At 51.6% G+C, this 14851-nt stretch carries 14 protein-coding genes and 1 tRNA gene; 13 read left to right on the forward strand and 2 right to left on the reverse strand.

The genetic code is table 11. From position 1 onward, the window contains the following. The first annotated feature begins 6 nt into the window (after positions 1-6). From phoU to AC27KL_RS10400, 6 genes are all read left to right on the forward strand, one after another. Positions 7-666 carry a phosphate signaling complex protein PhoU gene (phoU, locus tag AC27KL_RS10375; protein ID WP_339321812.1) on the forward strand — a complete coding sequence of 220 codons (660 nt, stop codon included), beginning with the start codon at positions 7-9 and terminating at the stop codon, positions 664-666. Positions 667-955: 289 nt separating this feature from the next. Continuing rightward, on the forward strand, positions 956-3622 hold the full coding sequence (gene polA / locus AC27KL_RS10380; protein ID WP_487169597.1) for a DNA polymerase I: 2667 nt from the start codon (positions 956-958) through the stop codon (positions 3620-3622). Between the two features lie 51 nt (positions 3623-3673). After that, positions 3674-4504, forward strand: coding sequence for a DNA-formamidopyrimidine glycosylase (gene mutM, locus AC27KL_RS10385; protein ID WP_487169598.1), 831 nt, complete (start codon positions 3674-3676; stop codon positions 4502-4504). 151 nt (positions 4505-4655) lie between these two features. After that, the gene (locus AC27KL_RS10390) at positions 4656-5384 is read left to right on the forward strand and encodes a manganese efflux pump (protein ID WP_339321808.1); all 729 of its coding nucleotides are present in this window, start codon (positions 4656-4658) and stop codon (positions 5382-5384) included. 13 nt (positions 5385-5397) lie between these two features. Continuing rightward, the gene (gene coaE / locus AC27KL_RS10395) at positions 5398-5994 is read left to right on the forward strand and encodes a dephospho-CoA kinase (protein ID WP_487169599.1); all 597 of its coding nucleotides are present in this window, start codon (positions 5398-5400) and stop codon (positions 5992-5994) included. Next, positions 5991-6563, forward strand: coding sequence for a lytic transglycosylase domain-containing protein (locus AC27KL_RS10400; RefSeq protein WP_339321806.1), 573 nt, complete (start codon positions 5991-5993; stop codon positions 6561-6563). Before coaE ends, AC27KL_RS10400 begins: the two co-directional genes overlap by 4 nt. 127 nt (positions 6564-6690) lie before the next feature. Here the strand turns inward: AC27KL_RS10400 and AC27KL_RS10405 are convergent, their stop codons facing one another. After that, positions 6691-6909 (reverse strand): alpha/beta-type small acid-soluble spore protein, encoded by a 219-nt coding sequence (locus AC27KL_RS10405; RefSeq protein WP_036707882.1) that lies wholly within the window; start codon positions 6907-6909, stop codon positions 6691-6693. Positions 6910-7054: 145 nt separating this feature from the next. Here AC27KL_RS10405 and nrdR point away from each other — a divergent pair, with 145 nt between their 5' ends. The 5 genes from nrdR to AC27KL_RS10430 all read left to right on the forward strand — a co-directional run bounded on the left by nrdR (position 7055) and on the right by AC27KL_RS10430 (position 11235). Then, positions 7055-7531 carry a transcriptional regulator NrdR gene (nrdR, locus tag AC27KL_RS10410; RefSeq protein ID WP_036707885.1) on the forward strand — a complete coding sequence of 159 codons (477 nt, stop codon included), beginning with the start codon at positions 7055-7057 and terminating at the stop codon, positions 7529-7531. A 333-nt stretch (positions 7532-7864) separates the two neighbouring features. Continuing rightward, positions 7865-8749 carry a carbohydrate ABC transporter permease gene (locus tag AC27KL_RS10415; protein ID WP_487169600.1) on the forward strand — a complete coding sequence of 295 codons (885 nt, stop codon included), beginning with the start codon at positions 7865-7867 and terminating at the stop codon, positions 8747-8749. Then, positions 8746-9570: a carbohydrate ABC transporter permease gene (locus AC27KL_RS10420; RefSeq protein ID WP_487169601.1), complete on the forward strand. Its 825-nt coding sequence runs from the start codon at positions 8746-8748 to the stop codon at positions 9568-9570. Before AC27KL_RS10415 ends, AC27KL_RS10420 begins: the two co-directional genes overlap by 4 nt. A gap of 81 nt (positions 9571-9651) precedes the next feature. Then, positions 9652-11028, forward strand: a complete 1377-nt coding sequence (locus tag AC27KL_RS10425; protein ID WP_445164818.1) for an ABC transporter substrate-binding protein — start codon at positions 9652-9654, stop codon at positions 11026-11028. A 134-nt stretch (positions 11029-11162) separates the two neighbouring features. Next, a tRNA-Ala gene (locus AC27KL_RS10430) sits at positions 11163-11235 on the forward strand. Between the two features lie 222 nt (positions 11236-11457). Here AC27KL_RS10430 and AC27KL_RS10435 read toward each other — a convergent pair. Continuing rightward, complete coding sequence (locus AC27KL_RS10435; RefSeq protein ID WP_487169683.1) at positions 11458-11916, reverse strand: site-specific integrase; 459 nt, start codon at positions 11914-11916, stop codon at positions 11458-11460. Between the two features lie 249 nt (positions 11917-12165). Between AC27KL_RS10435 and AC27KL_RS10440 the strand changes: the two genes are divergently transcribed. Together AC27KL_RS10440 and AC27KL_RS10445 are read left to right on the forward strand one after the other, a co-directional pair. Further along, entirely contained in the window at positions 12166-14460 is a 2295-nt protein-coding gene (locus AC27KL_RS10440; RefSeq protein ID WP_487169602.1) for a preprotein translocase subunit SecA, read from the forward strand. Then, positions 14412-14843, forward strand: a complete 432-nt coding sequence (locus AC27KL_RS10445) for a DDE-type integrase/transposase/recombinase (RefSeq protein WP_487169603.1) — start codon at positions 14412-14414, stop codon at positions 14841-14843. The genes AC27KL_RS10440 and AC27KL_RS10445 overlap by 49 nt, the downstream gene beginning before the upstream one ends. Positions 14844-14851: the final 8 nt, after the last annotated feature.

Below are 14851 nucleotides of genomic sequence, written 5' to 3' on the forward strand. Positions count from 1 at the left end.
TCGGCCATGATTCGGAGAAAAGAATTGGATCACGACCTGGACCAGCTGCGTTCGCTGCTTGTTCGAATGGGGGAGCATGTCGTTGAGGCGCTCGACGGAGCGGTTCTCAGCCTCAAGACGCAGGATAGCGAAAAGGCGCAGGAAATCGTGCAGGCGGACGTGCTGCTCAATCAGATGGAAGAGGAAATTATGGATATCGGGTCGCGTCTGATCGTTACCCAGCAGCCGGTTGCCAAGGATTTGCGCAGAATTTTGGTTGCTTTTAAAATCTCCAGCGATCTTGAACGCATGGGCGACCTTGCCCTTGACGTGGCCAAAGTGACTTTGCGCCTGCAGGGCGAGCCGTTGATCAAGCCGCTGATCGACATTCCGCAAATGGCGGAAATCGTCAAAGTGATGATCGAGGAAGCGATCACGTCCTACTTGAACGAAAACACCGACCTTGCCTACAAAATGGCGCAGGACGACGACCAGGTCGATCTGTTGTACAGCCGCATTTTAACGGAATTATACGATCATATGAGAGTCCATCCGGATTCGCTGTCCCAAGCGTTGCTGCTCACGCTCGTCGGCCGTTATATCGAACGGATCGCGGACCACGCGACAAACATCGGGGAAAGCGCCGTGTATCTCGTGACGGGAAAACGCCCGGATTTGAACCGGTAAAACGCTATTTAACGCATAGAAGGCAGCAATTTGGCTTTCCACATTGAAATGGATGAAAACATCGGAAATTTTTCCGGTGTTTTTCTATTTATGCCCCCGATTTTTTTCTCGAATACAGGGTCATGTGTTAAGATATTAGAAGGCATGGCTTACAAGAAATCGAACGCTCGAACCGCTGAGAAATCAAGCAAGGGATCATTCCGCAACCAAGCGGTGCGTCTTCATTGAAATACATCCGACGGGTCATTTTCATTCGAAATAAGGAAGTTTAAAAAAGGGAAGGTGCTGTATGAGCAAACTGATTCTGATCGACGGAAACAGTATCATTTACCGGGCATTTTTTGCGATGCCCCCGCTGACGAACACCAAGGGACTGCACACGAACGCCGTGTACGGATTTACGAATATGCTGCTTCGCCTAATCGAGGACCATAAACCGACGCATATGATGGTGGCTTTCGACGCGGGCAAAGTGACGTTTCGCCACGAAGGATACCAGGAATATAAAGGCGGCCGCGAAAAGACGCCTCCGGAGCTGTCCGAACAGTTTCCGCTGCTGAAGGAGCTGCTGCAAGGATTCGGCATTTCGCAGTTTGAGCTTGAAGGTTACGAAGCGGACGATATCATCGGCACCGTATCGCGGATCGCGGAGGAAGCGGGACACGACATTCTCGTCGTCACCGGAGACAAGGATATGCTCCAGCTTGCATCGGACCAAGTCCAGGTGGGGCTTACCCGCAAGGGCGTAACGGAAATCGAGACGTATTCGCCTGAGCAGATCCAGGAAAGATACGGCCTGAAGCCGCTGCAGATCATTGATCTAAAAGGGCTGATGGGCGACGCTTCTGACAATATCCCCGGCATTCCGGGCGTCGGGGAAAAAACGGCGCTCAAACTCCTTCATCAATTCGGATCGGTCGAGGAAGTGCTCGCGAACACCGCTGAGCTGAAGGGCAAGATGAAGGAAAAAATCGAAACCCACGCGGAGGATGCCGTCCTCAGCAAAAAGCTGGCGACGATTTACCGCGAGGTGCCGCTGGACAAGTCGTTCGACGACATGATCTTTGATGGATTAAAGGAAGAAAGCGCAGGTCCTGCGCTAGCGAAGCTGGAATTCAAATCGCTGCTCGAACGTTTGTCGTTCAAGGGAGACGGCAGCGCCTCCGACCCATCCGGCCCGCAGCAGGCTCCGGCCAAGGAAGTGAACGTTGAGGTTTTGACCGAGGACCGGATCGCCGAATTGAACGACGCGCTTGGCGCCATCGAAGCGCTGCATGTGGAAACAAACGGGGAAAATCCCCATCATGCCGATGTGGTCGGCGTGGTTTTTTCCGGTCCGGAGAAGCATTTCTACGTACCGTTTGAGGTTTTGAAATCCGCAGCCGCGGAGCCTGTCCGAAAGTGGCTTGCGGATGCCGGGGTTCCAAAACGCGGATATGACCTGCACCGGACGGATCTGGCTTTGCACTGGAAAGGCATTGCGTTTGCCGGGGCATCGTTTGACGTGCAGCTGGCGGCTTACCTGCTCGACCCGACCGAATCCAATCAAAACCTCCATGCGCTTGCGGCCAAATACGGGCTGCAGACGCTGGCGTCCGACGAGGACGTCTTCGGCAAAGGCGCAAAATACAAAGTGCCCGAGACGGAGGTCCTGAGCAAACATCTTGCCGCCAAGGGAGCGGCCATTCTGGACCTGATTCCGCTGCAGGAAAAAGAGCTTGAGGGCAACGAAATGGCATCGCTGTTCCATGACCTCGAAATGCCGTTGTCGCGCATTTTGGCCGATATGGAAAAACAGGGGATTTCGGTGAACAAGGACGATCTGACGGAGCTGGGCAAAGAGTTCGAGGCGCAGATCGACGAGCTCGTCAAAAATATTTACGAGATCGCCGGCACCGAATTCAACTTGAATTCGCCGAAGCAGCTGGGCGAAATTTTGTTCGTGAAGCTCGGTCTTCCGGTCATCAAAAAAACGAAGACGGGTTATTCCACCGATGCCGAGGTGCTTGAAAAGCTTGCGCCATACCACGATATCGTGCGTCTCATTTTGCAATACCGGACGATCGCCAAGCTGCAATCGACCTACGTGGAGGGCCTCCTGAAGGAGATTTCGCCGGAAACGGGAAAAGTGCATACCTATTACCGCCAAACCATCGCGGCGACGGGCCGCCTCAGCAGCCAGTTTCCGAATTTGCAAAACATTCCGATCCGCCTCGAGGAAGGCCGGAAAATCCGCAAGGTGTTCGTGCCGTCGGAGCCGGGCTGGTATATCCTGGCAGCGGACTATTCGCAAATCGAGCTGCGCGTGCTTGCCCATATTTCCGACGATGAAGGCCTGAAAGAAGCGTTCCTGCACGACATGGACATCCATACGAAAACGGCGATGGACGTCTTTGGCGTCACCGCGGACGAAGTGGATGCCAATATGCGGCGTTCGGCCAAGGCGGTCAACTTCGGCATCGTCTACGGCATCAGCGATTACGGCCTGTCCCAAAACCTGAACATCACCCGGAAGGAAGCTGCGCGTTTCATCGACCAATATTTCGATGCGTTCAGCGGCGTCCGGCGCTATATGGACGAGATCGTACGCGATGCGAAACGGGACGGGTACGTGAAGACGCTGCTGGAGAGAAGGCGTTACCTGCCCGAAATCAACGCAAGCAATTTCAATCTGCGTTCGTTCGCGGAGCGTACGGCGATGAACACCCCGATTCAAGGAACCGCGGCGGACATCATCAAGCTGGCCATGGTGCATATGGATGCCGCTTTGGCGGAGCAAAAACTGAAAAGCCGCATGCTGCTGCAGGTGCATGACGAACTTGTATTCGAAGTGCCGGAAGACGAGCTGGAGCTGATGAAAAAACTCGTGCCGGAAACGATGGAAAACGCCCTGAAGCTGTCCGTGCCGTTAAAAGCGGAAGTCAGCTATGGCATGAATTGGTACGAAGCGAAATAATGCCCCATGACGGCCCCGCATCCGTTATAATGGGGATGAGGTGAAGACATCATGCCGGAATTGCCGGAGGTTGAAACAGTCAAAAGAACGTTGAATCAATTGGTCAAAGGCAAGGTCATTGACCGGGTTACCGTAAATTTGGCGCGGATTATCCAGCGCCCTGACGATATAGATCAGTTTGCTTTTATGCTGGCAGGACATCGGATCGAAGGCGTGGAGCGCCGCGGCAAATTTTTGCGGATTCTCCTGGACGGCCTGGTCCTGGTATCCCATCTCCGGATGGAGGGGCGATACGGCGTGTACGCCGGCTCCGATCCCGTGGAAAAACATACGCATGTCATTTTCCATTTTACCGACGGGACCGAACTTCGCTACAAGGACGTCCGCCAGTTCGGAACGATGCACTTATTCCAGCCGGGGGAAGAGTTTGCTTTGCCGCCGCTAAACAAGCTCGGCTTGGAGCCGCTGGATCCGGATTTTACCCCCGGGAAGTTTAAAGAAGCGCTAAAAGGAAAAACTTCGAAAATCAAGGCGGTTTTACTGAACCAAGCATATGTCGTCGGCATCGGGAATATTTATGTGGATGAGTCGCTGTTCCGCGCGGGCATTCACCCCGAGCAGCCGGCGAACACGCTGACGGACAAGCAGTTTGAAGCTTTGCACCAGGCAGTCGTGGCCACGCTGGCGGAGTCGGTTGAGGTTGGCGGCTCCTCCATCAAATCCTATGTCAACGGGCAAGGGGAGATGGGGATGTTCCAGCATCAGCTGAAAATTTACGGACGCCAAAACGAGCCTTGCGTCACCTGCGGAACGCCGATCGAAAAGACCGTGGTCGGCGGACGCGGTACGCATTATTGCCCGGTCTGCCAGACCCTGAATTAAATAAAAGCATGGGCGTGCACTCCTTGTTTGTCCCTCCCATATACTGAGACCGTAGTGGACTTCAGGGAAAACGGAAGCTTCAAGACCCCGGTTCTTTTTCAGAGCCGCGGGTTCGGGATCGGCCGTTTCGACAAGGGGAGGGAAACCAGGGGTGCTCAGTCATGTCTTTTCGCTGCTCCTGCTCGCGTTTGCTTTAAGTTTGGACAGTTTCGGGGTCGGGATTACATATGGGTTGAGGCAGATGAAGATTTCGTCGTTGTCCGTCGTCATCATCTCCATATGTTCCGGCGTCATCATTTATATATCGATGCAGGTCGGCGTGCTTTTGGCCCGCGTCGTATCACCGGACGCTGCTTCGGTTGTCGGGGCCGTCATTTTGATCATCATGGGGTCGTGGTCCTTGATCCAGTTGGTGATTCAGAAGGAAAAGGAACGGGACGACAAACATGACGATAAACATACGGCAAACATCAAAGCTTCGGACCAAAGCCGTGCAAGCGGGGCCGCGTTGTCGACGGCTTCCAGGGAAATGCCGGAGCAAACGGTATTTTCGCTCGAAATCCGCAAGCTGGGCCTCGTCATCCGCATTTTGCGGACGCCGTCTTCGGCGGATATCGATAAATCGGGCAGCATTTCGGGATTCGAGGCGATGTGGCTTGGCATTGCGTTATCGCTGGACGCTTTCGGGGCCGGACTCGGCGCTGCATTGCTGGGATTTTCGCCCGTTTGGACCGCGCTCGTCATCGCGCTGTTCAGCGGAACGTTTTTGGTGGTCGGCATGAAAACCGGCTTTAAATTCGCGGCAAGATCATGGATGCGGCATTTTACCGCGCTTCCGGCGTTGTTATTGATCGCCATGGGAATAATAAAGCTGTTATGAGGTGGTTTTGCACATGAATATCGGGTTAACCGGAGGTATTGCAACAGGAAAAAGCACCGTGTCAGCGCTCCTTGTCAACAAAGGGGCTCTGCTTGTCGATGCCGACGCGATCGCCCGGGAAGTCATGCTCCCGGGTCATCCCGTTTTGGCGGCGGTTGCCGGGCATTTTGGACAAGCCGTTATTCTTGAGGACGGCACCCTCGACCGGAAGAAGCTTGGGGATATCGTATTCCGCGACCCTTCCCAGCGCAAAGCTCTGAATGACATCACGCATCCTGCCATCCGGAAGGAGATCCGCGGGCGGATGGACGATTTGCAGCGGGAACATCCGGACAAGCTGGTGGTCGTGGACATTCCCCTTTTATACGAATCGGGACTTGAACATATGTTTGAACGTGTCATGGTGGTTTATGCCCCGGAGCACGTTCAGCTGGAGCGATTGATGCGGCGAAACCAATTGACGGCGGAGGAAGCGGCGGCAAGGATCCGGTCGCAAATGAATATTGAGGAAAAGAAGCGGAAGGCCGATATCGTGATCGACAACAGCGGGGACGCTGAGGAAACGGAGCGGCAAGTAGATCGGTTCTGGCTTCAAGCGGGATATGTATGAAGGCTTTTCGATTTTTGCGCAAAAAAAGAGTTCTGCTGCTGCTGTTCATCGGTTTTGTCGCGGTTTTGTTTTTCAGCACGAACTGGATGTCCTGGTTTTACCCGATCTATTACAAGGATAACATTCGCCAGCAGGCGGAGCGCTATGACGTTGACCCGTTTTTGGTCGCCTCGATCATCCGCGTGGAATCCAACTACAAGCTGGGCAAGGAATCGAAAAAAGGAGCGCTCGGCTTGATGCAGCTGATGCCCGACACAGCCCAGTGGGTCATGGAGCAGGCCAAGCTGCCGGAAGTGACGATGGACCATATCAAACATAAACCGGAGGCGAGTATTGCCATCGGAACCTGGTACCTGAGAAATTTGAGCAACCAGTTCAAAGGGAACCGCATCGCCGTCATCGCGGCCTATAATGCAGGACCGGGCAAGGTGGACGGGTGGCTCAAAAAGGGAGTTTGGGACGGAACGCTGGAATCGGTCAAAGATATTCCCATCGGCGAAACAAGGCACTATGTTCAGCGGGTGATTTATTATTATAATCAATATACGCGGATATACAACGAGTTTTGAATTTGGGGCGGACAAGCCATCCGAAGTGATTCCATGAGAGGGGTTACGCTCTGACGCTTCCCATCATGGCAAAAAAAGTATTGAAGCAGCCTCATCGGCTGCCCCAATACTTCTTTGGATGCATGTATTATTGGAATTGACCAGCCAGTTGTTGTTCAGCCAGGGTCACCAGACGTTTAGTGATGAGTCCCCCGATCGAACCGTTCTCATAGGAAGTCATGTTACCTTGGTATCCGTCTTGTGGGATGGAGATACCCAGTTCCTGAGCAACTTCGTATTTCAATTGGTTCAGGGCTGCAGTAGCTTTAGGTACTACCAGGTTGTTGGAGTTGTTGTTTTGAGCCATTGATGTTCACCTCCTTGCTGTTTGTAAAAGTAGTATGTCTCAAAGATTCAAACTTCATCACTTTTTTAGATGTTTTTCAGTTGGAAATTATAAGTAATTTTTGATATCATCCCATCCACCCTCAAGGTAAAGGAAGTGAGTATGCATGAAATGTCCCTACTGCGATTACGCAGGCACCAAGGTGCTCGACTCCCGTCCGGCCAACGACAACAAATCGATCCGCCGCAGACGCGAATGCGAAAAATGCAGCAGGCGTTTTACGACGTTCGAAATGGTGGAGGAAACTCCGCTGATCGTCATCAAAAAAGAAGGAAGCCGCGAGGAATTCAGCCGGGACAAAGTGCTGCGCGGCCTCATCCGCGCATGCGAGAAGCGCCCGGTATCGGTGGAACAGCTTGAAGCCATCGTGTCCGAGGTAGAAAAAGCGCTTCGCAACACCGCGGTAGCGGAAGTCGAAAGCCGCCACATCGGCGAGCTGGTCATGGAGCAGCTGTATCCGGTGGACGAGGTTGCTTATGTGCGTTTTGCCTCCGTATACCGGCAGTTCAAAGACATCAACATGTTCATGAAAGAACTGAAGGGGCTGCTTTCGAAGAATACGATGCCCGACTCGGTCGACTGACCGGATGTCCGAAGGCGCAAACGGCTAGGTGGAAGACATCAAGCCGCTTGCGTCTTTTTTATTTTCCGGGGTTAACCGGCAAAAACACGGCATTCGGCATTCTCGGTGCATTCTTTACTTATGTGCCGTTGTAAAGTTCTGAAATTTATTTTAATTTTGTCAAGGTTGTTCGAAAATAAATTGTGAAAATTCGTTGACAACGGCAAAATATCAAATGTAAGATAATAACATATATGGGCTGGTTATGACGAAAGTACATCGGGAGACATGGGAGGGGTCATCGGTTTGTCTAATTTTGAAAGCGTTTTAAATGTAAAAAAATCTAAAAGCAGGATGTCCAAACGGAACGTTTGGAAAGAGCATGTCTTGGCTTATGCTTTTCTGGCGCCTTCGATCATTTTATTTATCATGTTTTTGTTTTACCCGATGCTGAAATCCGTTTATTTGAGCATGACGATTACGGATCCTCGGGGACAGGTGGCCGAGTTCGTCTGGTTCGAAAATTTCGTCACCCTGTTCAAATCGCATCAGTTGTATTCGAACTTGAGCGTTACGTTGATGTTTATTTTGTATACGGTGCCGACTTCGCTGATCTGGTCTTTGTTTTTGGCGGCGATTACCCACAACAAGCTGCGGGGGATGAAGATTTTCCAATTCATATTTTCGCTGCCGATCGTCATTTCGGTTGGTACGGGCTCCATCATCTGGTTTCTGCTGTTCCATCCGACGGCGGGGATGTTGAACTATTTTCTCAGCCTCGTAAGCATTGGCCCGATTCCGTGGCTGACCGACCCGGCCTGGGCGCTCATTTCCATTTCCATCATGACGGTTTGGATGAACATGGGTTTTCTGTACATCGTGCTGTCCAGCGGGCTGCAAGGCATTCCGGAGGAGCTTTATGAAAGCGCTAAAATCGATGGTTCCGGACCTGTACGCACGTTTGTGCGGATCGTGATGCCGCTGTTGTCGCCGACGATTTTTTTCGCCTTGATCGTGTCGGTGATTGGAGCTTTCCAGGCTTTCGGCCAAATTCATATCCTGACCAAAGGCGGTCCGATCAACTCCACCAACGTCATCGTGTACTCCATATACCAGGACGCCTTCGTGAACTTCCGCTTCGGGATCGGCAGCGCGCAGGCGCTCATCCTGTTTTTGATTATTTTGGCGCTGACCGTGCTGCAGTTTAAAGTTCTGGAAAAGAGGGTGCACTATCAATGATTGCGAAACGAACGACTGCGCTGCTGCTGTACGTCCTGCTTGCCGCGTTGGCGCTGGTGGTGCTGTATCCGCTTATTTTTACGGTGTTTTCGTCGTTTATGACCGAAAAAGAGGTATCCAATTTTCCGCCGCCGTTGTTTCCGACCCGTTTCTATCTCGAGAACTTCAAGGAGGCCATTGCCGGATTTCCGATCGTCCGGTTCATATTAAACAGCTTTATCGTATCGGCCGCGGTCATGATCAGCCAGGTCGTGACGTCGAGCCTAGCGGCTTACGCTTTTTCGTTCCTGAATTTCAAAGGCAAAAACGCGCTGTTTGCGATGTTTCTGTCGACGATGATGATCCCTTGGGAAGTGACGATCATTCCGAACTATTTGCTGATCAAAAGTTGGGGCTGGATGGACAGCTACCAGGGGCTGATCGTTCCCTTCATGGCCGGCGCTTTCGGGGTGTTTCTGCTCCGCCAGTTTTTTCTGCAGCTGCCGCGCGAATTGTTCGACGCAGGAAAAATCGACGGATGCGGGCATTTGCGGCAATATTTTTCGATCGTGCTGCCGCTTTCCAGGCCGGCACTGGCCACGCTTTCGGTCTATGTGTTCTTGACGCATTGGAACCATTATCTTTGGCCTCTGCTCATTACGAACCGGGCGTCCATGCGGACCGTCCAAATCGGGGTGGCGATGCTGCAGCATGCCGAGGTCATGTCCTGGAATTTGATTTTGGCCGGGGTGACGCTGGTGCTGCTGCCGTCCTTCATCCTGCTGGCTTTTGGCGTCAAGCAGCTGGTGCGCGGCATCGCGGCGGGGGCGGTAAAGGGATAAACGCGGTGATCGGCCTTGGATTTGCTGCGGGGCTTGTCATACAAGGCAATAGGCAGGTTTTTTAATAAAAGGGGAGGAATGATGCAGACTATGGGGAAGAAGAGGCTTGTAAGTTTGATGCTGGCAGCGGTAATGCTGCTGATGGCAGCCTGCAGCGTGAACATGGGAGAAGAAGAGCCGAAAGCGGCGGATCCCGGCACGAAAGGCGCCGAAACGAAAAGCGGGGCGCAAAAGGTCGTGTTCTGGCATGCCATGGGCGGGGCGACGACGAAGGTCGTGGATCAACTGGTGGACAACTTCAATAAGTCGCAGGATAAAATCCAGGTGGAAGCGGTGTACCAGGGAACATATGACGATTTGCTGAGCAAGCTGAAGGCGTCGATGGGCACCAGCGAAGGGCCGACGGTCGTGCAGATGTACGAAATCGGCAGCCGGTTCATGGTCGATTCCAAGCTGATTACGCCGATGCAAAACTTTATCGATCAGGACGGGTGGGACGTCGGCCAGCTCGAACCGAACATCAGCGGCTATTATACGTTCGACGACAAGCTTTACTCGATGCCGTTTAACACGTCGAATCCGATTTTGTATTATAACAAGGATTTGTTTAAGGAAGCCGGACTTGATCCGGAAAACCCGCCGAAGACGTTTGAAGAGCTGAAGGCTGCCGCGGACAAAATTTCAAAAACGGGCAAAGCGGTCGGCGCGAACTTCGCGATTTACGGCTGGTTCATGGAGCAGTTTTTCGCAAACCAGGGAGCGGAATACGTCAACAACGGCAACGGCCGGGACGACCTGGCGACCGAATCGCTGGTGAACTCCGACGCAGGTGTGAAGGTGATGACGTGGTGGAAGGATCTGATCGACACGAAAGCAGCCAACAATCTCGGACGGAAAACCGATGACTCGAAAAAAGCGTTCTCCGCCGGCCAGGTGGCGATGATCCTCGACTCCACGGCGGCGCTCAAAGGATTGGTGGACGGCACGACAGGCAAATTCGAGGTCGGAACGGGCTTTTTGCCGAAACCGGCAGATGCGAAGGAAGGCGGCGTCATCGTCGGCGGCGCGAGCTTGTGGATGATGAACAACCGTCCCGACGAGGAGCAAAAGGCGGCCTGGGAATTCATCAAATTTCTGACCTCGCCGGAGCAGCAGGCATTTTGGCACATCAACACCGGATATTTCCCGATCACGACCAAAGCCTATGAACAGGACAGCGTGAAGGAAAATCTGAAGAAGTTCCCGCAATTCCAGACGGCGATCGACCAGCTGCATAATACCAAACTGAACCGGGCTACGCAGGGTGCCGTCATGGGCGTTTTTCCGGAAGCGAGACAAATCGTCGAAGGCGCCATCGAAGAGGTGCTCAACAACAAAAAGACGCCAAAGGCGGCGCTGGACGACGCGGCGAAAGAGATTACCGCCAAAATCCAGGAGTATAACCGGACGGTGAAATAAACTGCTGTGGAAGGAGATGCCCTTTTTGCCTCTAAGGCCGGGGCGTCTTCTTTTTTTTGAAAAAAAAGTATTGCACAACTCTATCCGCTATGATATATTATAGGAGTGCTCTTCAAAAGAGCGATACATACTACGGGGCCTTAGCTCAGCTGGGAGAGCGCATCGCTGGCAGCGATGAGGTCAGGGGTTCGATCCCCCTAGGCTCCATACGAAGAAAACCCTTGGGAATCAAGGGTTTTTTGTTTTTTTATTTTCCGTTTGGCTTAATTAATTTTGAGGTTGGGGACGAAATGGGGATGAAATTAAAAATACTTGTATAAGGTTGTATAAATGGATCAGTTTATCTAGCTACAATTGGGAAAAAGCACCATCAATAAGGGCTTCATTTTCAATACCAACGCACTTCAAATCCACTTAGAGGATAATGTATTAGGAATCAATATTTAATACATTTTCTGGATCTGAGAATAGGATTGAATTTAGTGTATTTGCAGCAAGTTGATCTGCTGATTGAAGTGCATGCCCATAAATATTCATTGTTGTTCTAATGTCTGCGTGTCCTAGTCGGTTTGAAATTGTTTTAGCATGAACACCTTTATTAATAAGTAAAGTTGCAGAAGTATGCCGTAGATCATGGAAGCGAATTGGTTTAAGCTTTTTTCGTTTAAGAAACCGCCGAAGCCATGTTCCATGAGATGTGTGGTAATAAGATTTTCCATTCCATGTTGAGAAGACAAAAAAGTGCTCATTACTTCCTTCCCACTTGTCTCCTGCTCGTTCCTTCATAAGATAAGCATGATCTTTGTAATCCTTTAAATCAATATTTACAGCATCACGGACGGATATACGGAATGGATGCCACCGAAAAATCCATGAGAGCTGCCAGATATGGCGTTGTTAGGTCAACTTGGCGAATACGATCTTACGATTTAAGCCGTTCCTTACGTGGATTATTCGATGTTCGGCATGTCGTGATGCTACAGTAAAGGTCGTCAGCGGCTAAGAGTGCAAGTGTACCGTTAATGAAACAAAGTGATTTTACTTTCATTCTAAATATTGCCATTTTTATAAAGTTTAATTATACTGTAGCTGCTACTATAGAATTGCGTATTTTTACCTAGGAGGGATCATATTCCGATGAATTTAGCGGTTAAGTTGATGCAAAAATTCAAAGGTCGCGATACCCAGAATAAGTTGAAAGTCTATCAGGACAAAGCTGAGCTCATTAGGAAACGGAATTTGGAAGCATGGGACGATGGGCAGCTTCAAGCGGAATCCCTCCGGCTGAAAAAGGAAGCAAAATCGGATGTGCCTTTAGACAGGTTACTTGTCGATGCCTATTCGCTAGTCTGCGAGACAGCGAAGAGAACGCTCGGATTACGGCCCTACGATGTCCAGATCATGGCTGGCATCGCTCTGCACGAGGGATTCTTGATCGAGCAGCATACCGGCGAAGGAAAAACGCTCTCTGCGGTAATGCCTGCTTATCTAAATGCGCTGACCGGCCAAGGCGTTCATGTACTAACCTTTAATGATTATTTGGCAAATCGAGATGCGGAGTGGATGGGGCCGATCTATCGTTTCCTTGGGTTGACGGTACAATCGGTGAAAGCGGGGATGAGCTTGTCCGAGAAACGGGAAGCGTACGCTGCGGATATCACTTATGTTACGGCCAAAGAGGCAGGGTTCGATTATTTGCGCGACACGATCGCGCTGAGTGAAGCCGATACCGTACATCGTCTATTCCACTACGTCATCGTCGACGAAGCGGATTCGCTTCTGCTCGACGAAGCACGGGTACCGCTAGTCATCGCGGGCGAGCCGGACTCTTCCGAAAGCGACAGCATTCGTTTCGCAGAAGTGGCTCGGCAGCTCAAGCAAGATGAGCATTACGACTTCGACGAGTTCAAGCGGAATGTTTATTTGAATGAAGCGGGCGCTGTGAAAGCGGAAGAGCTGCTGGGATGCGGCAATTTGTACGAAAGCCATAATAGTCATTTGTTATCGTCATTAAATTGCGCGCTGCAAGCGGAATCGTTATTGAAAAAAGACGTCGATTACATCGTTCGGGATGATAAGATCGAGCTGATTGACGAATACACCGGCCGCGTGGCGGAGAATAGGCATTTGCCGGACGGGCTGCAGGCAGCGCTTGCGGCCAAAGAAGGGCTCCAACCCTTAGCTGGCGGGAAAATTCTCGGTACGATCACTCTTCAACACTTCCTTAGCCTATATCCGAAGATTTGCGGCATGACGGCTACCGCGCAAGTTTCTGCAATGGAATTCGAAGCGATCTATGCGCTGCAGGTCGTGCAAATCCCGCCGAACCGGCCAAACATACGGATCGACCATCCGCACCGGATTTATACTCATAAAGAAGCCAAACTTAAGGCGCTTGTACAAGAGATCTTGTCAGTACATAGGACAGGGCGTCCGATTCTTATTGGCACATCAAGCGTTGAGGAGTCTGACGGGCTGGCGAAGGCGCTAGCGGCTGTCGGCGTACCGTGCCATGTTCTCAACGCGAAGAACGACGCAGAAGAAGCCGAGATCATCGCCAAAGCGGGAGAAATCGGTGCCGTGACGGTGTCTACGAACATGGCGGGGCGCGGCGTCGACATTCGGCTCGGCAGCGGTAATCCCACGCAAGCAGCAGTTGTCGCCATGCTGGGCGGTTTGTACGTCATTGGTACGCATGTGCACGAAAGCGTGCGAATCGACAACCAGCTGCGCGGGCGTGCTGGCCGCCAAGGCGACCCGGGCGCTTCTGTATTTTTCGTAAGCTTGGAAGACGACTTGATGCTTCGGTTCGGCATCGATAAAGTGATTCCGAATGCCTATCGCGGTCTCAGGCAGGATGAGGCTCTCGAAGAGTCGGTGCTCATTAGCAAAATCACGCATATTCAGCGCGTTATGATGGGCCAAAGCTTCCATATCCGCCAGGAACTGAACCATTACTCGGATATGGTGGAGGAACAACGGCGGATTCTATACGAGCAGCGGCTTGGCATTTTGAAAGGCGAGAGGCTGATGAGCCCTTCGGAGCAGCGGGTACGGCTTTATTATATCGACAAGTTCTGGGCTGACCATCTAGAATACGTATCTTACATTCGCGAAAGCATCCATTTAACTGGCCTTGTTAACCGCAATCCGATCGACGAGTTTCATACGCAAATCATCCAAGCCTATGAACAAATTCCGGCAAAAATAAACAGTGCGTCGGCAAATATGCTCGAAAAGCTCAAGGGTTCAAATGATCCGACGATATGGGAAAAGTTCGGGCTGAAGAACCCTACTTCCACTCGGACTTATATCATCAATGATCAATACTTGGAATACTTGCAGAATCGCAGTTCATGGACCGCAGGGACGATCATAGCTTATTGGATACGCAAGATGTTGAGGCCGATCTTCGGATGGGCAAAGTTTTGATCGGGACGAATATGAGCGAATGCTCGGGTTTATCCTGCGCTGAAAATGTAGAAGTGAAGTTGACTCCGGGTGATTTCACAGCTGAAAGACCAAACCAGAAATGGTTGACGGATGTGACACAATATCGGGTGGGCGAACGCTGGCTGTATCTTTCGGCAGTGAAAAACCTGTTCAATAACGAGATTGTGGCCTACCACCTTAGCGAACGGAACGACAATGAGCTGGTTCTCCAGACGTTTGCCAAAGCCTTCGCCAAACAAAAAGACGTGACCGGATTGGTCGTTCCAGCGACCAGGGGTTCCAGTACACGTCTCATGCTTACCACGACATGCTGCCAAAGGTTAGCGCCCGAATCAGCATGTCTCGCCGGGGCAATTGCCTAGACAACGCC

The organism is Paenibacillus sp. YAE3, from assembly GCF_057546105.1.